This window comes from Microbacterium azadirachtae (assembly GCF_000956505.1).
Lineage (GTDB): Bacteria > Actinomycetota > Actinomycetes > Actinomycetales > Microbacteriaceae > Microbacterium > Microbacterium azadirachtae_A.
In genome coordinates, this window is record NZ_JYIX01000040.1 from 183954 (window position 1) to 203114 (window position 19161).

Below are 19161 nucleotides of genomic sequence, written 5' to 3' on the forward strand. Positions count from 1 at the left end.
TCAGATCTCCGGCCCGCCCCCGGCCACGATGTCCCGCAGCGCCTGCACGTGCGCCTCGAACGCGCGCGCGCCGGATGCCGTGGCGCGTACCCAGGTGCGCGGCCTGGTGCCGACCTGCCCCTTTCGGCTGAGGACGTATCCGGCCTCCGACAGCGCGGCGATCGCCTTGCTCACCGCGGAGTCGTTCGCCTGCAGCACGTGCGCGAGCGTCGCGAAGTCCATCTCCACCCCATCGCGCAGGGCCGCCATCATCGAGAAGCGGATCGCGCCGGCGAAGGTGTCGTCCAGGCGCATGCGCGGGTGCGGCTCAGGCATCGCGGCCGACCGGCCAGAGCGCTGCAACAACGAAGAGCACCAGGATCGCCCCCGCGGCGACGACGCCGATCATGCCGCCGAGCAGCGGGTTCGCGAACGCCGGAATCGGTGCGACGCAGGCGATCACCGCGGAGATCGCGAACGCCGTCCATTGCGGCGGGCGCCACGACGCGCCGATCGCGGGCACCGCGTTCAGGAAGCGTCCGAGCGCGGCGATCGCCATCGCGAGCACTGCGGCGACCACAGAGAGCACCTGGAAGCCCTCGCCTGCGGCGAACAAAGGACTCACTGCGGCGATCAGTGCGAGCCCGACGCCGAAGCAGCCTGTGGCGATCCGCACGGCGGTGTTCATCTCGGCATGCTCTGCGACCGGGACGGCGGCCGCGTCACCGGCACCCCGGCGCATCGCGCCCCACGCCCAGAGCCCGGCACCGAGGCCCAGCATTCCTCCGAGCGCGACGAGAACCACGGGAGCACCGCCGCGCAGGAACGTGATCACAAGGGCCAGCGCGAACGCCGCAGCCGAGGCGCCGGTGAGCACCTGATGCACGACACGCGCCGCGCCTCGAAGGGCCTGTGCCGCGGGATATCGTTCGCGGAGCCCGCGCGCGAGCTGACTCCACATCACGATGACGACGAGCAACGCCAGGGTGGGCAACGACCGTGCGTTCACGGACGGATCCCGAAACATCTGGGCGAGGAACCAGGAGACCAAGGCGGCCGTCGGGACGATCGCCTCGAAGAAGAGGATCCGGCCCAGCCGGTGACGGTCGAGCACCTCTTCGCGTCGCCGTGCGATGCCGGGCAGAGCGTCGAGCGCGGCACGCGCAGCTTCCTGCCCTGGCACGCCCTCGGATCCGTCGACACGGCGATCCTCAGTCATCGTCGCGCTCCGGGAGCAGGCTGACGATCGCCGCCAGGATCAGGACCACGGCGCCGAGAGCGAAGCCGGTCGCCAGCGCGATCCCCGGACGGGTGCTCACGAGGAGCACCATCGCCATGACGGCGGACGCGCCGAAGCCGAACATGATCCACTGCGGGGCCCACCAGGTCTCGCCCAGATCCGCGCACCACCCTGTGAGCAGCGCGACGAGGTACAGGATCATGATTCCGAACATCGCGAATGAACTGACGGCGGATCCCCATCCCGGAACGGCCGCCGCCCCGCTGACGGCGACACTGATCGCGAGGCACGCCCCCACCGCCATCGTGCCGACCCGTGCGGTGCGGGTGAAGGGCGCACGTGCCGGAGCGAGGCGGGAAGGGTCGTTCCGTCCCTCGTGCCGCAGCGACAGACCGGCCGCCAGCCCACCGGCGAGGAAAAGCAGTGGCGGCCCGGGAAGCCAGAACCATGAGAACGCCCCGGTGACCCCGTCGATCACCACGAGCGCGAGACCGAGCGCGGCGCCTGCGACAGCCAAGCCGTAGTACACCCCAGCGCGTGCACCCCGCAGCACGCGGCGCGCGCCGTAGCGCTCCCTGACGGCGCGCGCGAGGAACGACCAGATGAGGAACACGGCGAGCGCGTTCAGCGGCGCTATGGGCAGTTCGGGACTCTGCCGATGGAGCCCCCAGGCGACGAAGAAGATGCCGACGTACAGCGCGATTGCGATGCTCTCGACGATGTGCAGGCGCCCGAGCCGCCGGAGATCCAGCACGCCCTCGGCACGCTGCCTGACATCCGGAAGCACGTCCAGATACGCCTGCGCCGTAGCCGCGTCCGGCTGTTCCAGGGGTTCGGCACCCCGCATGGGCTGCTGCTCCATCGATCCCCCGAATCGTCGGTGAGCTTTCCTGCAGGAAAGCTACTCCCACTTTCCTACAGGAAAGCGGCACGGAGTTCAACGAATCGTACGGAACCGGATCCGCCGACGGCACGAGATCCTGCCGAGCGGACGGGCTCTTGACGCGATCAGGCCGTGCGTTCGGCAGGATCCCGTGCACTCGGCGCCAGCGCGGCGCGGACTCAGCGCGGCGCCCCGGACAAAGGTCGAGGCCCGCCCCACACCGTGGGACGGGCCTCGCAAGAATGTTCTGCGCGATTGTGCGCTGGCTGCTTAGCGGCGCAGTCCGAGACGCTCGATCAACGACCGGTAACGGTTGATGTCGACGTCCTGGAGGTAGCCGAGCAGACGACGGCGCTGACCGACGAGCAGGAACAGGCCACGACGCGAGTGGTGGTCGTGCTTGTGCTCCTTGAGGTGCTCGGTGAGGTCCTTGATGCGCTGCGTCAGCATTGCAACCTGCACCTCGGGGGATCCGGTGTCACCGGGGTGCGTCGCGTACTCTTCGATGATCGCCTTCTTGACGTCTGCTTCCAGTGCCATAGGTGATCCCCTTCCTCTTTGCTGCGCGGTGCCCGACGCCGAATGCGTGGGCTCTCTTTATCCGCGGCCGATCGAACGGCAACCGCCCAAGTCTATCAGCACCGGGCAGCCCGGCGCGCCGAGTCGGATCCACGCCCCTCGGAGCGCCGATACGCTCGACGAGTGAGTCATCTGATCGATCTGAGCCCGTTCCGGCAGAGCCCGGCGTTCGCCCGGATGTGGATCGGATCCACCCTCAGCGGCATCGGCGGGCAGCTCACGATCGTGACCGTCATGCTGCACGTGTTCGCGCTCACGCAGAGCACCTTCGCCGTCTCCATGATCGCCGTCGCGGGGCTCGTGCCGATGATCCTCGCCGGACTCTACGGAGGGATGCTCGCCGATGCCTTCGACCGCCGGCGGGTCGCACTCATCGCCGCGGTCATCACGTTCGCCGCGACCGCGCTGCTCGCCACCCTCACCTGGGCGCACGCGGAGACCATCTGGTGGCTCTATGCGCTGAGCATGATCATCGCCGCCGCGAACTCGGTCGGCATGGCCACGCGCACCGCGATCATCCCTCGACTGCTCTCCCGCGACATGCTCGCCCCCGCCTCAGCGCTGAACGGCGTGGCCTTCGGCATGACGGTCATGGCCGGCCCCGCGCTCGCCGGACTCCTCGTGGCACTCACCGGCTACGGCTGGACCTACACGATCGACGTGATCCTCATGCTGTCGATGTTCCTGGGGCTCTGGACGCTGCCGAAGCTGCTGCCCGAGGGCGAGATCGTGCGCCCGGGGCTCGCCTCCCTCGTCGACGGCTTGCGCTTCCTGCGACGCGCCGGCAACATCCGGATGCAGTACGTCCTCGACATCTGCGCCATGACGTTCGGCCAGCCCCTCGCGCTCTTCCCCGCGCTGGGCACCGTGATCCTGGGCGGCGGTGCGGTGACCACGGGCCTGCTGACCGCGGCGGTCGCGGTCGGGACGTTCCTGTCGAGCCTGTTCTCCGGGCGCATCGTGCACTACCGCTGGCACGGCCGCGGCATCGCCAGGGCCGTGCAGGCATACGGCGCGACGATCGCGCTGTTCGGCATCGTCCTGCTCGTCGGAGCGCTGCTCCCCGCCGGACACGCCACCGCATCCTCTCCGAACGTGCTGCTGATCGCGCTCGCCTGCGTCGCCCTGGCGTTCTCGGGTGCGGCCGACAACGTCAGCTCGATCTATCGCAACACCATGATGCAGGCCGCGGTCCCCGACACGATGCGCGGCCGCCTGCAGGGCGTGTTCATCATCGTGGTCGCAGGCGGACCGCGTCTCGGTGCCCTGTACGCCGGAGTGCTGGCCTCGCTCACCGCACTGTGGTTCCCGCCGCTCCTGGGCGGGCTGCTCGTGATCGGCCTCGTCGCGCTGTTCGTCCGGCTCAGCCCGCGGTTCCGGGCGTACGACGCCGAGGATCCGCAGCCCTGACCCGCTGTCGGGGGCCGCGGATCCCGACGGACGTCAGCGCTGCCCTGCCGGCTGGCGGATCGCGACGTTGATGCGGTTCCACACGTTGATCGCGCTGATTGCCAGGATCAGGGCTGACAGCTGGCGCCGGTCGAACTGCGCCGACACCTCGTCCCACAGTTCGTCGGACACCGGATCGACCTTGTCCGCGATGCGGGTGAGCGCCTCGGTGAGCGCGAGCGCGGCCCGCTCCCGCGGGGTGAAGAACGGGGCTTCGCGCCAGGCCGCCACGCCGAACACCCGCTCGTCGCCGGCCCCGTCCGCGCGCATCTCCTTGGAGTGCTCGATCGTGCACCAGCTGCAGCCGTTGATCTGGCTGGCCCGCAGGTGAACCATGTGCAGCAGGTCCTGCGGCAGATCGGTCGAGGCCGCCACGCCGCTCAGCGCGGCGATCGCATCGAAGCCGCCCTCGAGCAGGAACGCGGGGTGCGGCATGCGCGCCTTGATCGCGACGGCGGCCGTGGTGTCGATGGTCTGGTCGATGCTCATGTCAGACTCTTCCCGTTCTCTTGTCAGAAGCCGCCCGATCCGGACGGTCACTCTGATGACACGCGGGCCGGAGGAGATGTGACATGACGGATCAGGATTCTCTCGCCGACCGCTTCGAGGAGCAGCGACCGCGGCTGCGCCGGCTCGCGCAGCGCATGCTCGGGTCCACCGCCGAGGCCGACGACGTCCTGCAGGACGTGTGGTTGCGGGCCTCCGCGGCCGGTGCCGACGACGTGCAGAACTTCGGCGGCTGGCTGACCACGATCGCCTCCCGCGCCTGCCTCAACGTGCTGCGCTCGCGCGCCTCACGGGGAGAGATCCCGCTCGACGACGACGGAACGGGGCCGGTCATCGAGGCGGATGTGCGCGCACCGGATCCCCTGGAGGCGGCGCAGCAGGCCGAGGCCGTCGGCGCCGCACTGACCCTGGTGCACGAGCGCCTCTCCCCCGCCGAGCGCGTGGCGTTCGTGCTGCACGACTCGTTCGAGGTGCCTTTCGAGCAGATCGCGGACCTGCTCGAACGCTCCCCCGATGCGGTGCGGCAGCTGGCCAGCCGCGCGCGCCGAAGAATGCGTTCGGCGGATGTCGCCGGCACCAGGTTTCCGCCCGCGACCGGCGCCCCATCGTGGATGCGTTCTTCGCGGCGGCCCGCGCGGGCGACTTCGACCGGCTCGTGTCGCTCCTGTCCCCCGAGGTCGAACTGCGGATCGAGCAGGGGTTGTCGGCGACCGCGCTCGTACGCGGCGGCGCGGCGGTCGCAGTCCGGGCGCTCATGTTCGCCATCCCCGATGCGGTGCTCCGGCCCGTGTTCGTGGACGGCCTCCCTGGCGTCGTCGTCCTGGTCGGAACGCGCGCCGTCTCGGTCATGGCGTTCGACGTCGACGACGAGCGGATCGCGGCCATCGACGCATTCGCCGGTCCTGCCGCGACCGCCGCGCTGTCGTTGCCGCGGTGACGCCGGCGGCGCCGGCGGCGCCAGCAATGAGACGCTCGACGCCCGAGAGAATGTCGGTGCCCTGGCGCAGACTGACGGCATGAGCGCCACCGCCCGCACCACCACGCTGCCCCTCGCCGGGGCCTACGACCTCCGCGAGGTCGCCCTCATGGGATTCGGCCATCGCGACGAGTCCGCCTTCGACGGCGTCATGCGGCTGGCGTTCTGCACCGATGCGCTCGATTCCCAGGTCGGCGTCGAGGTGCGCCAGCACGACGGCACGCTCGCCCTGACCGTGCACGGAGAAGGGGATCTCGACGCGATCGCCGGGCAGGTGGCCCGCGTCGTCTCGGCCGACCACGACGGCGACGCCTGGGCGGCCGTCTGCGCCGCGGATCCCGTGCTCGCCCGCGTGCACGCGGCGGCGCCGGGCTTCCGCCCGTCGAACTTCTACAGCCCGTACGAGGCGGCGGTGTGGGCCGTGCTGTCAGCCCGTCGCGCGCGGAGGCAGGGCATCGCGCTGCGCCGGCGTCTGTCGGAACAGTACGGCACGGTGTTCACGCTCGCCGGACGACCAGAAGCCGCCCTGCCGCTGCCCGAGCAGCTGCTCGCGCTCGAGGAGTTCCCCGGGCTGCCCGCGGACCGGATCCCGCGGCTGCACGCGATCGCGCGCGCGGCATCGGATGGGCAGCTCGACGTGCGGCGGCTCGCCGGCATGACGTCTGCGGAGGCGATGCTCGACGTGCAGCGTCTCCCCGGCATCGGCCCGTTCTACAGCGCGCTCATCGTCATCAGGGCCTGCGGGCTCACCGATGTGCTGTCGACGCAGGAGGAGCACACGCGCGCCGCCGTGCAGGCTCTCTACCGCCTCGACCACGCTCCAGACGATGCCGAGTTGGAGCGGATCGCCGAGGCGTGGCGCCCGTTCCGCACCTGGGCCGCTGTGTCGTTGCGAGCGGTCGGATCCCGGCTCCTCGATCAGCCGGCGGCCTGAGTCCCTCTTCACGACGAGAGGGCGGGGTCGCTGTACGCGACACCCGCCCTCTCGGACGATGCTCCGATTACGCCTGCAGAGCGCCCTGCAGGTCGAGCGTGATCGTGACGTCCTTGCCGACGAGCACGCCACCGGTCTCCAGCGCGGCATTCCAGGTGAGGCCGAAGTCCTCGCGGTTGATGACGGCCTTCGCGGAGGCGCCGGCCTTGTAGTTGCCGTAGGGGTCGGAGCCGAAGCCGCCGAAGTCCAGCTCGAACGTGACCGGCTTGGTGACGCCGTGGATCGTGAGGTCTCCGTCGACGAAGAGGTCGCCGCCTTCGACGCGGGCACCGGTCGAGGCGAAGTCCATGGTCGGGTACTTCTCGACATCGAAGAAGTCGGCAGACATCAGGTGGCCGTTGCGGCCGGCGTCGCCGGTGTCGAGCGAGGTGACGTCGACGCTCGCCTCGACACGCGCCTCGAGCGGGTTCTCCGGCGCGACCAGGGTCGCGCTCTTGACGCCGAAGGTGCCGCGCACCTTCGAGATCATCATGTGGCGGACGCTGAAGGTGACCTCGCTGTGGGCGGGGTCCAGGGTCCAGGTGCCGCTGCGGTAGCCGGGGATGTCGATGCTCATGGGTGCTCCTCATCGGAAGGTCTGCGGTCGCTGCTGCTGCGGCGACATCAGGGTCCAACTTACATTCAGGTGAATGCATTCCCGATTCGCCGAACTTTTTTCGAGAACCCCCGCCGGCACGACGAAGGCCCCGTCCGGGGACGGGGCCTTCGTCGTTCGCGATCGTCAGCCGACGGCGACGAGGTCGATGATGAAGATGAGGGTCTTGCCTCCGAGGAAGTGTCCGGATCCGGCGGGTCCGTAGGCGAGGTGCGGCGGGATGACCAGCTCGCGGCGTCCGCCGACCTTCATGCCGGGGATGCCCTCCTGCCAGCCCTGGATCAGGCCGCGCAGCGGGAACTGGATGGTCTCTCCGCGGCCCCAGGAGGAGTCGAACTCCTCGCCGGAGTCGTGCTCGACACCGGCGTAGTGCACGGTGACGGTGTCGCCGGGCTTCGCCTCGTCACCGGTTCCTTCGATGATGTCGCGGATCACGAGCTCCGTGGGGGCGGGTCCGGTGGGGGCGTCGAACTCGGGCTTGGTGCGCTCAGTCATGCCTCCATCCAACCCGACACGGTCCGGCTCGGTCAACGCGGGACACTGCGCCGATGGCGAACAGTGCCCAGTTCGTGCCGACGACGGACAGGGGTGCGGCCTGCCGAACCTTGACATCCCCGCGCCGCGGGTGCAACCTGTTTTCAGATCAACTCAGCGCCCGGAGGACTTGCAGGCATCGCCGCAGCACCGGGCGCTGAGTCTTGCTCTGCGAGGGCTCGTGGCCGCGACGCGGAGCGAGTCGAAACCTTCCGCCTCAGACCGACAGCAGCGCGTCGCGCGCCGCGTGCGTGCGCTGCAGCAGGACCTGCTCGTCCTGGGTCGCCAGCGGATCCCGTCCGGTGATGATGCGCTGGCGCACGGATGCGAGCGTGGTCGCGTCCTTGATGAACCGGCGCATGATCGGACGCCGGTCGCCGCGCAGCCCCGACGCCCACCGCAGGCCGACGCGGCGGCCCGCGGGAGTCGCGAGCATCGACACCTCCTGCGGCGTGAACCAGCCCGCGGTGGCGTAGTCGCTGAGCCGGGCATAGGTGAGCCGGGACTCCTCCTTGCGCAGCAGGATGATCACCACGATGAACCCGACGAACAGCGGCACCTGCAGCACGATGTACAGCACGAAGAAGTTGCCGATCATCGAGGATCCGTTCCACAGCGCGTGCAACGCCATGGCGCCGAGGAGTCCCACGGCGCCGAAGCCCAAGGCGCGAGCGGCCGAGGCACCGCGACGGGCGGCCAGCCCGATGGCGAACCCGGTCACGGAGGTGAACATCGCGTGGGCGAACGGCGACATGAGCCCGCGCAGCACGAACGTGACGGTCAGGTCGGGCGCCCCGCCCTCGATGAGGCTGACCGCGAAGTACTGGATGTTCTCGGTGAACGCGAAGCCGGCGCCGACCAGCGCGCCGTAGACGACGCCGTCGATCGGGCCGTCGAAGCTGCGGCGCGCCATGAGGAAGATCAGGAAGACGCCGAGGCCCTTCGCCGTCTCCTCGACCAGCGGCGCCTGGAGCACGGCGGTCAGATCGTCGTTGCGCTGCCCGAGCAGCAGCGTCAGCAGGAGGTCGACGACGAGCGCGAGCCCCACCGAGGCGATCGCGCCCCACGCGATCGCGAAAGCCACCAGCGACTTGGGCTCGGGCTCCCAGCGGTCGATGAAGAAGACGCCGAAGAACACGATCGTCAGGGGCACCAGCGCGAGCACCATGCCGATCATGGAAGCTGCGGGGCCGAGCGCCCACACGAAGTAGGCGATGAGGCCGAGGAGGACGAATCCGAGCGCGCCGAACGCCCACACCGAGGCGTGCCGCCCCTTCGCCGAGGGGACGGGCAGCGCCGGCACCGCCTGGACGGGAGCGGGCGGGGTGTAGGCGTCGTAGGCGACGGCGCCGTGATGCTCGGGGCGCTGCGCCAGCACCGAGCCGTACACCGGCGCGATCGGCGTCGAGGCGGTCTGCGGGTAGCTCTGCGGCTGGACGTACTGCGGCTGCTGCAGGTACTGAGGTTGTGCGTACTGCGGCTGCGCGTATGCGGGCTGCGTATAAGGAGGCTGGGCCGCGGGCGCGGAGTACGACGGCTGCGGCTGATGCGGCGCGGACGGCCCCTGGTCCGCCGACGCTTGAGGCTGCCCGGCCGCGGGCGGCTGATACGGCGACGGCGCGGGGGGCGACGGGCGCGAGGCCGGGCGCTGCTCGGCGGGATCGCCGTGTCCTCCAAAGGTCATGCCCAAAGCCTAGAGGCTCTCCGCGCCGGGGCAGCGGGTGCGCCCGGTAGCGTGGAGGGCATGCGGTTCGCTCATCTGCGCCGTCCCGAATCCGACATTCCCGCGCTCGCCGTCATCGACGGCTCCGGCGCGACGCTCGTCGCAGATCTCGTGGATCCGGCCCCTGCCACCCTCCAGCAGCTCATCGAAGGCGGCGACGTCCTTCTCGACGCCGTCCGCGACGCGCACGCCCGCGGCGAGGCCCCCGTGCACGCGCTCGACGGCTTCGCGTACAGCGCCGCGGTGCTCGCTCCGCCCGTCGTGCTCGCGGTGGGCCTGAACTACGCGGCGCACTCGACCGAGCTCGGGCTGAAGACCGACACCGCGCCCACGGTCTTCACGCTGTGGCCGAATTCCCTCGCCGGGCACGAGCAGACCACGACGTGGCCGCGTGCGCTGTCGGAGTCGGTGGACTACGAAGCCGAGCTCGGCGTCGTGATCGGCGCCGCCGCGAAGGACGTGTCCGCCGAGGACGCCCTCGACCACGTCTGGGGCTACACCGTGGTCAACGACATCACCGCCCGGGACATCCAGTTCGCCGAGGCGCAGTGGTCGCGCTGCAAGTCGTTCGACGGCTTCTCCCCCACCGGCCCCGTGGTCGTGACCGCGGACGAGATCGCTGATCCGCAGGACCTGCACATCTGGACCGTCGTCGACGGCCACATGGTGCAGGACGCCTCCACCGGGCAGATGGTGCGGCCGGTGTCGGCCCTCATCTCCCACCTCTCGCGCTCCCTCACCCTGCGCCCGGGGACGCTGATCTCCACCGGCAGCCCCGGCGGCGCCGGCTACTCCCGGGATCCGCAGATCTTCCTGCGCGACCGCTCCACCGTGACGGTCGGCATCGACGGGATCGGCGAGCTCACGACGCACTGCCGGATCCTGGACTGACGATCCGGTCCGCGCGGGGGCTTCATCGGCTCCTCAGCAGCCGCAGCTGCCCCCGACGCGGAGATCCGTCGCCAGTCGCACGGTGCGCGCCGGCTCGCTCCCGTCGCCGGGATCGGTCAGCAGCAGGTGGGCGGCGATGCGCCCCATCAGCTCCATCGGCTGGCGCACCGTGGTGAGGGTCGGCGTGGACATCCGGCCCGCCAGGATGCCGTCGAAGCCGGTCACCAGGACGTCCTCGGGGGCGCGCACCCCCTCGCCGCGAAGGACGTCCATCACCCGCAGCGCGGTCTGATCACTGCCGCACACGAGCGCCTCGGGCAGGGCGCCCGCCGCGGCGCGCTCGCGCAGCACGGGATAGGCGGGCGTCCGCTCCAGGTCGGTGTCGTCGAGGGGCTCTCCGAGCGCGCCGGGGATCTCCGCGACCGCGGAGAGGAACCCTTCACGCCGCTCATCGAGGTCGTCCTCCCCGATCGCGCCCACCCAGCCGAACGACCGGGTGCCGTGCGCCTCGTGCAGGTGCCGCACGATCATCCGCATGCCCCCGGCGTTGTCCACCGTGACCCTATGCCCGATGCCCGCGCGCTTGCTCAGCTGGACGACCGGGACGCGTGCGGCCACGGCCTCGATCGCCGCGGTCGTGGAACGGCCCGGCAGGATGGCGAGGCCGTCGACCCTTCCCGCTGTGTCGGCGAGGTCGGACACCCCCACGCCGCCGCTGCTGAGCAGGACCGCCGTGCCGTTGCGTTTGCACTCCAGCACGAAGCCGCGCTGGACCTCGTCGACGTAGAGCGGGAACGTCCTCGGATCGCTCTCGCGCTCATCCGCCGCGGCATCCCAGCTCACGGTCTCGGCATCCAGGTCGAGCTCGTCCAGGTCGACCCGCACTCCCCCGCGGGCCGACGGCGACGCCTCCGGCTCCTCGTCGAGCAGCATGTCGAAGAGGTGCAGGCCGAGCACGCCGGTGCGTCCGCGCGCGAGACTCCGGGCGGATCCGCTCGGCACGTAACCGATCTCCCGCGCCGCTTCGAGCACGACGCGGCGGGTGTCCTCGCGCACGCGCTCCGGCCGGCGGAACGCGAAAGAGACCGTGGCGATCGACACGCCGGCGCGCTGCGCCACGTCATAGACGGTGGGTCGGCTCGACGCCATGAGCACCTCGCTTTCGGAGCGATTCTACTGAGCGCGGGGTCCGTCGATCGTCAGCCCGGTGCCGCGGCGGAACACCGGATCCTCGGTTCCGTCCGGCACGTCCGCGAATGCGGCGCGCACGGCGTCCATCGAGCGCGGGATGTCGACGGGGAGCACCCCGCGTGGCGGGATCCGTCCGGAGAGCGCCGCGAGCACCGCAGCATCGGAGCTGCCGAACTCCACCGCGATCGCGGCCGCGAACGGGACGAAGGGCGTGAGGATGGCGGGGCGATCGAGGTTCACGACGATCACGAGCGGGCAGTGCGCGGCGATCCGGCGCAGCCGCGCGACGAGTCCCGGCGGGAAGTCGAGCGACCCCTGGTGGAACCACGCCTCGAGGAACAGATCGTCCCTCGGCTCGAAGGGGGCCCCGATCCGCACGAGCGCGATATCGGCGTCCTCGGGCGCGGAGGCGGAGTCGGCGTAGGCGGCGAGCGCCTCCGCCGCGACGCCCTCCGCATAGACCTTCGGACGCGCGCCCTCGAACATCGGCAGCGTGCGGTCGCGGTTCTGCAGCACCGTGACGGAGGCGGCCTGAGCGCGCTCCCCCTCTGCGCGGAACTCCGCCGCCCCGACGATCCGCTCGGCCTCGTCCTCGTCCACGTACGGATCGTCGAAGAGGCCCAGACGGAACTTCACCCGCAGGATCCGCCGCGCCGAGCGGTCGATCCGCTCCTCGGCGACCGCTCCCTCCGCGACGAGCTCGAGGAGCAGCTCGACGCACTCCTCCCCGCCGAACTGGTCGACGCCCGCATCGAGCAGCCGGAGCATCCGCTCCCGCGGCGTCAGGTCCTCCACGCCCCAGGCCCGCGCCGGCAGCACCTGATCCCCGACGTGGTTGTCGTTGATCAGCTCCCAGTCGCTGAGCACGACGCCGTCGTACCCCAGCTCCTCCCGCAGCAGCTCTGTGACGATCTGCCGGCTGTAGCTGAATCCGACCTCCTCGATCGGCTGCCCCCGACGGACCAGTCCCACCGGCATGCCGTAGTACGGCATGATCCCTGCGGTGTCGCGGCGGATCGCCTCGACGAACGGCCGCAGGTGCTCCTCGAAGCGCCCTCCCGGATAGACCTGCTCGCGACCGTACGGGAAGTGCGCGTCTTCACCGTCCAGCTGCGGCCCTCCGCCCGGGAAGTGCTTGGTGATGCACGCGACGCTCTCGGGGCCCAGCTCCGCGCCCTGGAATCCCTCGAGATACGCACCCGTCATCGCCGTCACCCGGTCGGCGTCGTAGCCGAGCGTCTGCGCCTGACGCCCCCAGCGCGCCTCGGTCGGCAGATCCACCTGGGGGTGCAGAGCCATCCGGATGCCCACCGCCCGGTACTCGCGCCCCGCGATCCGGGCGAACCGTCGCACCTGATCGACGTCGTCGAGAGCGGCGAGCCCCAGCGGCTCCGGCCACTGCGAGAACGGGCCTGCCGCGAAGGCGACGCCCGAGTTCTCCACGAACGCGTGACGCGGATCCGTGCTGATCGTCACCGGGATCCCATGCGATGTGCCTGCCGCGAGCTCCTGGAGCCGGTTGTTCCAGTGGGCGCCCTCCCGTGCGGTCCTCATCCCGTGCACGTTGAAGTGCGTGAGGTGCTTCTGCCGGACGACCTGCGAGGTCGGCGACTTCGAGATGGCGCCGGGCTCCTCGCGCAGCTCTCCTCCCTCGCCGATCTCGATGACCGTGTGGAACAGCAGCCCCGCCTTCTCCTCGATCGACAGGCGGGAGAGCAGGTCGTCGACGCGCTCCTCCGTGCCGAGCCGTGGATCCTCGTAGGGATCCATGACCCCGTTGCCGTTGAGGTCGCGGAAGGGCAGGCCCTCCTCCGTCGTCCGGTCTTCGGCTCTCATGCGTGGGTTCCTCCTCGTCGATGCGGTCATTTCAGGCCTGTGGTCGCGACGCCCCGGATGAACCAGCGCTGCAGGAACACGAACAGCAGCAGGATCGGGGCGATCACGAGCACGGATCCCGCGAGCAGCAGCCCGTAATCGGTCGCGTTCTGCCCCGTCGAGTACAGCGACAGGGCGACCGGCAGGGTGTACATGTCCTCCGTCTGCGCCGAGACGAGCGGCCACAGGAAGTTGTTCCATGACCCGAGGAAGGTGAGGATCCCGAGCGTCGCCAGGGGCGGTCCGCACAGCGGCATCACGACACCGCGGAAGATCCGCCACTCCCCCGCGCCGTCCAGGCGGGCGGCCTCGAGCAGCGCATCCGGGATGCCCGTCATGAACTGGCGCATGAGGAACACGCCGAGAGGCGCCGTCACGAACGGGAGGATCAGGGCCGGATAGGTGTTCACCAGTCCGAGCTTGGAGACCATCACGAACAGGGGCACGAAGGTCACCACGCCGGGAACCATGAGCGTGATCATGACCGCGCCGAAGAGCACCCGCTTGCCCGGGAACTCCATCTTGGCGAGCGCGTAGCCGACCATCGAGCAGAACACGAGGTTGCCGAGCACGGTGACGAGCGCGACGATCAGGCTGTTGCCGAAGAAGTGCCAGAAGTCGAGCGGGCCGAACCACTGCGCATAGTTCGCCGCGGTCGGGGCCTCCGGCCACCAGGTCGGCGGGCGGCGCAGGATCTCGCCCTGCGTCTTGACGGATCCGAGGACCATCCAGATGAAGGGGACCAGCCAGACCACGAGGCCGATCGTGAGGACGGCGTAGGAGACCGCCCTCCCGCTGAGCCGTCGAGGACGGGAGCGGCGCACCGGAGGTGCTGTCCGTGTGAGAGTCATGGCGTCAGTCCTTCGATCGCAGCAACCGGAACTGCAGCAGGCTCACGAGGGCGATCACGAGGAACAGCACGTAGCTGGCCGCGGACGCGAGCCCGTACTCGCCGAAGCCGAACTGCTGGTACGTGTAGTAGGCGACCGACAGGGTCGAATCGAGCGGCCCGCCCTTGGTCATCACGAACGCCTCCTCGAAGAACTGCAAGTAGCCGACCGAGATGAGCACGGCGCCGAGCAGCAGGGTGGGCCGCAGCAGCGGCAGCGTGACGGAGACGAGCCGCCGCCACGGCGAGGCGCCGTCCATGATCGCCGCCTCCGTGACGTCCTCCGGCACCGCCTGGAGGCCCGCGAGGAAGATCACCATGAGCGTTCCGACGTTGCGCCACACCGCCATCAGGATCAGCGAGGGCAGCGCGAAGGCGGGATCGTTCAGCCAGTTGGGCCCGTGGATGCCGAACATCGCGAGCGCGGTGTTGAGCAGGCCGTCCGGCTGCAGGATGTAGCGCCAGACCACAGCGACGGCGACGATGCTCGTCACCACGGGCGCATAGAACCCGACCCGGAAGAACGACACCAGCCGCCCCTTGCCGCTGTTCAGCGCGAGGGCGAGCGCCAGCGCGACGATCATCGTCACGGGGATCCCGACCACGACGAAGATGCCCGTGACGCCGAGAGAGGTGAGGAAGCGGGGATCGCCGAAGAGCGTGACGTACTGCTGAAGGCCGACCGCGTCGACGGCGAACGGAGAGACGATGTCGCGCGCGGTGAAGTCGGTGAACGACATCGCGAACGAGCCCACGATCGGCACGACCATGAACACCGCGAAGACGAGCACGAACGGCAGGGCGAACCCCCACGCGATGAGCGCGCGCCGGCGACGGGCGGCGGCGAACGTGCCGGCGCCGCGCCGGTCGCTCCCGCCACCGGAGCCCGTGCGGGTTCCGGTGGCGGGCAGGAGAGTGGCCGTCATCTCACTTCAGCCCGATCGTGTCGGCGTCGGACTGCAGGGTCTTCAGCGCGTCCGCGACCGAGGTTCCGCCGCGACGGATCGACTCGAGGGCCTGATCCCCCTTCGCGGCCACCTGCACCCAGGAGGTCGAGACGGGCGGGGCCTTCGCCGTCTCCAGCTGGGTGCCGAACGTCGTGAGACTCGCGTCCGCGGAGACGGCCTTCTCGTCCCAGGCCGCCTTGGCCGCGGGCAGGTCTCCCGTCGCGGTGTAGAACTCGGCCTGGACCTCGGGCTGGGAGAGCCAGCGGGCGAGCTTCCACGCCGAGGCGGCGTTCTTGCTGCCGTTGAAGACGACCAGGTTCGCGCCACCGCTGAACGAGACCGAGCCCTTGTCCGCGGGCAGCACCGCCGTCGCGTACTTGTTCGCGAAGTCGGCCCCGCCGACCGACGCCAGCTGCCCCCGCAGGAAGGGCCCCTCCACGACCATCGGGGTGGTGCCGGCGACGAACTCGGATTCGACCGCGCCCGCTGAGGTGTCGACGTTCGGATCGGAGAGCTTCTTGTCGAAGAAGCTCTTGTAGTACTCGATGCCCTTGGCCATCTCGGGGGTGTCGAGCGTCCACTTCTTGCCGGCGGAGATCTCGGCGCCCGCCGACCACGGCATCCAGAGCGCTCCCTGGAACGAGTCGTTCCCCGCGGGCATGCGGATGCCCCACTTCGCCCCGCCCTTGGACTGCATGTCCGCCGCCATCTGCTGCAGCTCGTCCCAGGACTTCGGCGCCGCGGTCCACCCGGCCTTGGCGGCGATGTCGGTGCGGTAGTAGAGCACCCGGGTGTCGACGTACCAGGGGATCCCGGCGGCGCGGTCGCCGACCTTGGTCGAGCTGACAGCCCCGTCGAAGAAGCCCGAGGTGTCGATCTCCGAGGGCACGCTTCCGAAGGCATCGCCGAAGTCCGCCATCCAGGTGGTGCCCATCATCGCGATGTCCGGGGTGTTGCCGCCCGCGATCGCGGTCTGGATCTTGTTGTGCGCGGCGTCCCACGGGATCGCGGTGACCTTGACGGTGACCCCGGGGTTCGCCTTCTCGAAGGCCTTGACGAAGTCCGGCAGGGCCTCCCCCTCGGCCCCCATCGCCCACATCGTGATCGTTCCGGTGGCCGGTGCGTCATCGAGCTGCACCGCGGATGCCGCGGGCGCCGAGGAGCCCCCGTCCGCACGACCGCACCCCGTGAGTGCGAGGCCGATCGCGGCGAGAGCGGCGATGCCGGCCAGAGCTGTCCTGCTTTTCACGTCTTCCTCCTTGAAGCGTCCTGTCGCCAGGATCTAAGCGCATAGATTCTTGCTCTTCGTCGATCTAAGCGCATAGATCGTCGGGCCGCAAGACCCGTTCCTGAGACGGCGAACGGCCCGCCGCTCCGGAGAGCGGCGGGCCGTATTGCGTGCGGGCAATCAGGCGCCGGCGTCGACGTCCTTCGACGGGATCACGGGGATCGCCGCGGTGATCGTCTCGAGGCCCGACAGGCGCGCGGGCGACAGCTGCTTGGCGACCTCCTCGCGCGACATCAGCCCCGCCTCGACCACGAGGTCGGCGACGTTGCGGTTGGTCAGCAGCGCGGTCTTGGCGAGCGCGGCCGAGGCGGCGTAGCCGATGAACGGGGTGAGCGCCGTGATGACGCCGACCGAGGATCCGACCATCGCGCCCAGGCGGTCGCGGTTCGCGGTGATGCCGTCCACGCAGTTCACACGCAGGGTCCACATCGCCTGGCGCATCCAGGTGATCGACTGGAAGATCGAGTGCGCGATCACGGGCTCGAAGGCGTTCAGCTGCAGCTGACCTGCCTCGGCGGCCATCGTCACCGTCATGTCGGATCCGGCGACGGCGAACGCCACCTGGTTCACGACCTCCGGGATCACCGGGTTGACCTTGCCCGGCATGATGCTGGAACCGGCCTGCATCGCGGGCAGGTTGATCTCGCCGAAACCGGCCTGCGGGCCCGACGAGAGCAGACGCAGGTCGTTGCAGATCTTGGAGAGCTTCATCGCGTTGCGCTTGAGGGACGAGGAGAACGACATGAAGGATCCGGTGTCGCTGGTGGCCTCGACGAGGTCGCTCGCGGTCGCGAGGTCCAGGCCCGAGATCTCGCGCAGGTGCTTCAGCACGGACGGGGCGTAGGCCGGGTGCGTCGTGATGCCCGTGCCGATCGCGGTCGCGCCCATGTTGATCTCGTACATGAGCCAGGCGTTCTCGGTGAGGCGCGTGTGGTCGTAGCCGAGCGTCGAGGCGAAGCCGTGGAACTCCTGGCCGAGGGTCATCGGCACCGCGTCCTGCAGCTGGGTGCGGCCGACCTTGAGCACGTCGTGGAACTCGCGCGCCTTGTTGAGGAACGACACGCGCAGCAGGTCGAGCTCATCAAGCAGCGAGCGCAGGTTGAGCGACAGGCCGATCTTGATCGCCGTCGGGTAGACGTCGTTCGTGGACTGACTGCGGTTGGTGTGGTCGATCGGCGAGAGGAAGGCGTAGTCGCCCTTCTCGCGGCCTGCCATCTCGAGCGCGATGTTGGTGATGACCTCGTTCGCGTTCATGTTGGTCGAGGTGCCGGCCCCGCCCTGGATGACGCCGACGATGAACTGGTCGTGGAACTCGCCGTTGATGACCTTCTGCGAGGCGGCGTCGATGAGGTCGGCCTTCTCGGCGTCGAGCGCGCCGATCTCCTTGTTCGCACGCGCGCTGGCCTGCTTGACCATCGCGAGCGCCTCGATCAGCTCCGGGTAGACGGAGATCGGGCGCTTCGTGATCGGGAAGTTCTCTGCGGCGCGGAGCGTATGGATCCCCCAATACGCGTCAGCAGGGATCTCCTTGCTTCCCAGGGAGTCGGTTTCGGTACGGGTGGCAGGCGCAACGGCGGCCATGGACACATCCTCGTGGGTGATGGCGAACAGGGAAGGGGGATGCGTCCATCCTACCCGTCCGCGATCACCGGCCCGGCTTGCGCGAGAACGCCTCCAGCCGCTGCTCAGGCGTCAGCCGCGCCATCCGCTCGACCCATTCCGGGCTGAACGTGTCGACCGGTGTCGCCTCGACCACGGGGACCACGGTGTGCGTGATGGTCTCCGGGTGCACGTGCACGAGCTGGAACGACTGTGCGGCGTCCATGCCGTTGACCCGATCCGCGGGGCTCGCGACGTCCATCGTGTAGCAGGTGGCGCTCGCGACGCTCACCGGGACGCCGGCGAACGTGGCGTGCAGCGAGTAGTGCAGATGGCCCGCGAGTATTCCGCGGACGTCGGATCCTCGCAGCACCTCGGCGAACTCGTCCTGGTGGCGCAGCTCGAGGATGTCGAAGAACGGGATGTGGCTGGGCACCGGCGGGTGGTGCATCGCGAGCAGCGTGCCGTGCGGGGCGGGCGTGCGCAGCTGATCGGCCAGCCAGGCGCGCTGCTCGGCGTCGATGTCGCCGTGGTGCCAGCCGGGGACCGTGGAATCCAGCGCGATCACGCGCAGGCCGCTCAGATCCCAGACGCCCGTGATCGGATCCTCGGCGGGCGGGACGTCGAGCAGGTGCTCGCGCATGGCCGGGCGCTCGTCGTGGTTGCCGGCGACCCAGATCACGGGAGCGCCGAGCCGCTCCGACACCGGCTCCACCATCGACCGCAGCCTACGGTATGCATCGGGTTCACCGAGGTCGGCGAGGTCCCCCGTGACGACGATCGCGTCCGGCCGGTCGGTCGCGCTCTCGATCGCGGCGAGCGTGCGCGCCAGGGTGCTGTCCACGTCGAAGTGTCCGCCCAGGGCGGCTCCCCCGGCCAGCAGGTGCGGATCGCTCACGTGCACCAGGGTGTGCGTGGGCGGAGCGTAGCGGCCGAACTGCGCAGTCATGGTCCTCAGGCTAGCGCCGCGACAACCGCGTTCCTCGACGCTGCCGCGCGGGCCGCTCGACCTGCTGTTTCAC

At 70.0% G+C, this 19161-nt stretch carries 19 protein-coding genes and 1 pseudogene; 5 read left to right on the forward strand and 15 right to left on the reverse strand.

All coding sequences use genetic code 11. From position 1 onward, the window contains the following. The 4 genes from RS86_RS18865 to rpsO form a co-directional block, all read right to left on the reverse strand. Positions 1–315, reverse strand: coding sequence for a transcriptional regulator (locus RS86_RS18865; RefSeq protein WP_045273813.1), 315 nt, complete (start codon positions 313–315; stop codon positions 1–3). Continuing rightward, on the reverse strand, positions 308–1198 hold the full coding sequence (locus tag RS86_RS18870; RefSeq protein WP_045273814.1) for a hypothetical protein: 891 nt from the start codon (positions 1196–1198) through the stop codon (positions 308–310). The genes RS86_RS18865 and RS86_RS18870 overlap by 8 nt, the downstream gene beginning before the upstream one ends. After that, on the reverse strand, positions 1191–2081 hold the full coding sequence (locus RS86_RS18875) for a hypothetical protein (RefSeq protein ID WP_045273815.1): 891 nt from the start codon (positions 2079–2081) through the stop codon (positions 1191–1193). The genes RS86_RS18870 and RS86_RS18875 overlap by 8 nt, the downstream gene beginning before the upstream one ends. 291 nt (positions 2082–2372) lie before the next feature. Further along, positions 2373–2642 (reverse strand): 30S ribosomal protein S15, encoded by a 270-nt coding sequence (gene rpsO / locus RS86_RS18880; RefSeq protein WP_018187174.1) that lies wholly within the window; start codon positions 2640–2642, stop codon positions 2373–2375. Between the two features lie 216 nt (positions 2643–2858). Between rpsO and RS86_RS18885 the strand changes: the two genes are divergently transcribed. After that, complete coding sequence (locus RS86_RS18885) at positions 2859–4091, forward strand: MFS transporter (protein ID WP_235281848.1); 1233 nt, start codon at positions 2859–2861, stop codon at positions 4089–4091. 33 nt (positions 4092–4124) lie between these two features. Here RS86_RS18885 and RS86_RS18890 read toward each other — a convergent pair whose 3' ends face one another. Then, positions 4125–4619, reverse strand: coding sequence for a carboxymuconolactone decarboxylase family protein (locus RS86_RS18890; protein WP_235281836.1), 495 nt, complete (start codon positions 4617–4619; stop codon positions 4125–4127). A gap of 83 nt (positions 4620–4702) precedes the next feature. On the opposite strand from RS86_RS18890, the pseudogene RS86_RS21180 reads away from it, so the two are divergent. From RS86_RS21180 to RS86_RS21050, 3 genes and pseudogenes are all read left to right on the forward strand, one after another. Then, a pseudogene (locus tag RS86_RS21180) lies at positions 4703–5137 on the forward strand (sigma-70 family RNA polymerase sigma factor); the annotation flags it as partial. A gap of 107 nt (positions 5138–5244) precedes the next feature. Then, positions 5245–5574, forward strand: a complete 330-nt coding sequence (locus RS86_RS21045; protein WP_235281838.1) for a hypothetical protein — start codon at positions 5245–5247, stop codon at positions 5572–5574. 79 nt (positions 5575–5653) lie between these two features. Continuing rightward, positions 5654–6547 carry a DNA-3-methyladenine glycosylase family protein gene (locus RS86_RS21050; protein ID WP_045273817.1) on the forward strand — a complete coding sequence of 298 codons (894 nt, stop codon included), beginning with the start codon at positions 5654–5656 and terminating at the stop codon, positions 6545–6547. A 67-nt stretch (positions 6548–6614) separates the two neighbouring features. On the opposite strand, the gene RS86_RS18905 is transcribed toward RS86_RS21050, so the two are convergent. From RS86_RS18905 to RS86_RS18915, 3 genes are all read right to left on the reverse strand, one after another. Then, on the reverse strand, positions 6615–7163 hold the full coding sequence (locus tag RS86_RS18905) for a YceI family protein (protein WP_045273818.1): 549 nt from the start codon (positions 7161–7163) through the stop codon (positions 6615–6617). Between the two features lie 165 nt (positions 7164–7328). Continuing rightward, positions 7329–7697 carry an FKBP-type peptidyl-prolyl cis-trans isomerase gene (locus tag RS86_RS18910; RefSeq protein WP_045273819.1) on the reverse strand — a complete coding sequence of 123 codons (369 nt, stop codon included), beginning with the start codon at positions 7695–7697 and terminating at the stop codon, positions 7329–7331. Positions 7698–7953: 256 nt separating this feature from the next. Further along, the gene (locus tag RS86_RS18915) at positions 7954–9420 is read right to left on the reverse strand and encodes a PrsW family intramembrane metalloprotease (RefSeq protein WP_082076904.1); all 1467 of its coding nucleotides are present in this window, start codon (positions 9418–9420) and stop codon (positions 7954–7956) included. Positions 9421–9480: 60 nt separating this feature from the next. Between RS86_RS18915 and RS86_RS18920 the strand changes: the two genes are divergently transcribed. After that, on the forward strand, positions 9481–10350 hold the full coding sequence (locus tag RS86_RS18920; RefSeq protein ID WP_045273820.1) for a fumarylacetoacetate hydrolase family protein: 870 nt from the start codon (positions 9481–9483) through the stop codon (positions 10348–10350). A gap of 33 nt (positions 10351–10383) precedes the next feature. Here the strand turns inward: RS86_RS18920 and RS86_RS18925 are convergent, their stop codons facing one another. The 7 genes from RS86_RS18925 to RS86_RS18955 all read right to left on the reverse strand — a co-directional run bounded on the left by RS86_RS18925 (position 10384) and on the right by RS86_RS18955 (position 19088). Beyond that, a complete protein-coding gene (locus tag RS86_RS18925; protein WP_045273821.1) occupies positions 10384–11499 on the reverse strand; it encodes a LacI family DNA-binding transcriptional regulator in 1116 nt (371 codons plus the stop codon). Between the two features lie 24 nt (positions 11500–11523). Beyond that, entirely contained in the window at positions 11524–13377 is a 1854-nt protein-coding gene (locus RS86_RS18930; RefSeq protein WP_045273822.1) for a glycoside hydrolase family 3 protein, read from the reverse strand. A 26-nt stretch (positions 13378–13403) separates the two neighbouring features. Next, on the reverse strand, positions 13404–14267 hold the full coding sequence (locus RS86_RS18935) for a carbohydrate ABC transporter permease (protein WP_045273823.1): 864 nt from the start codon (positions 14265–14267) through the stop codon (positions 13404–13406). A gap of 4 nt (positions 14268–14271) precedes the next feature. Continuing rightward, positions 14272–15231, reverse strand: coding sequence for a carbohydrate ABC transporter permease (locus tag RS86_RS18940; protein ID WP_045273824.1), 960 nt, complete (start codon positions 15229–15231; stop codon positions 14272–14274). Position 15232: 1 nt separating this feature from the next. Then, positions 15233–16501: an extracellular solute-binding protein gene (locus tag RS86_RS18945; RefSeq protein ID WP_045273825.1), complete on the reverse strand. Its 1269-nt coding sequence runs from the start codon at positions 16499–16501 to the stop codon at positions 15233–15235. A 159-nt stretch (positions 16502–16660) separates the two neighbouring features. Then, positions 16661–18121 carry an aspartate ammonia-lyase gene (locus tag RS86_RS18950; RefSeq protein ID WP_045273826.1) on the reverse strand — a complete coding sequence of 487 codons (1461 nt, stop codon included), beginning with the start codon at positions 18119–18121 and terminating at the stop codon, positions 16661–16663. 64 nt (positions 18122–18185) lie between these two features. Continuing rightward, positions 18186–19088 carry a metallophosphoesterase gene (locus RS86_RS18955; RefSeq protein WP_045273827.1) on the reverse strand — a complete coding sequence of 301 codons (903 nt, stop codon included), beginning with the start codon at positions 19086–19088 and terminating at the stop codon, positions 18186–18188. Positions 19089–19161 lie beyond the last annotated feature (73 nt).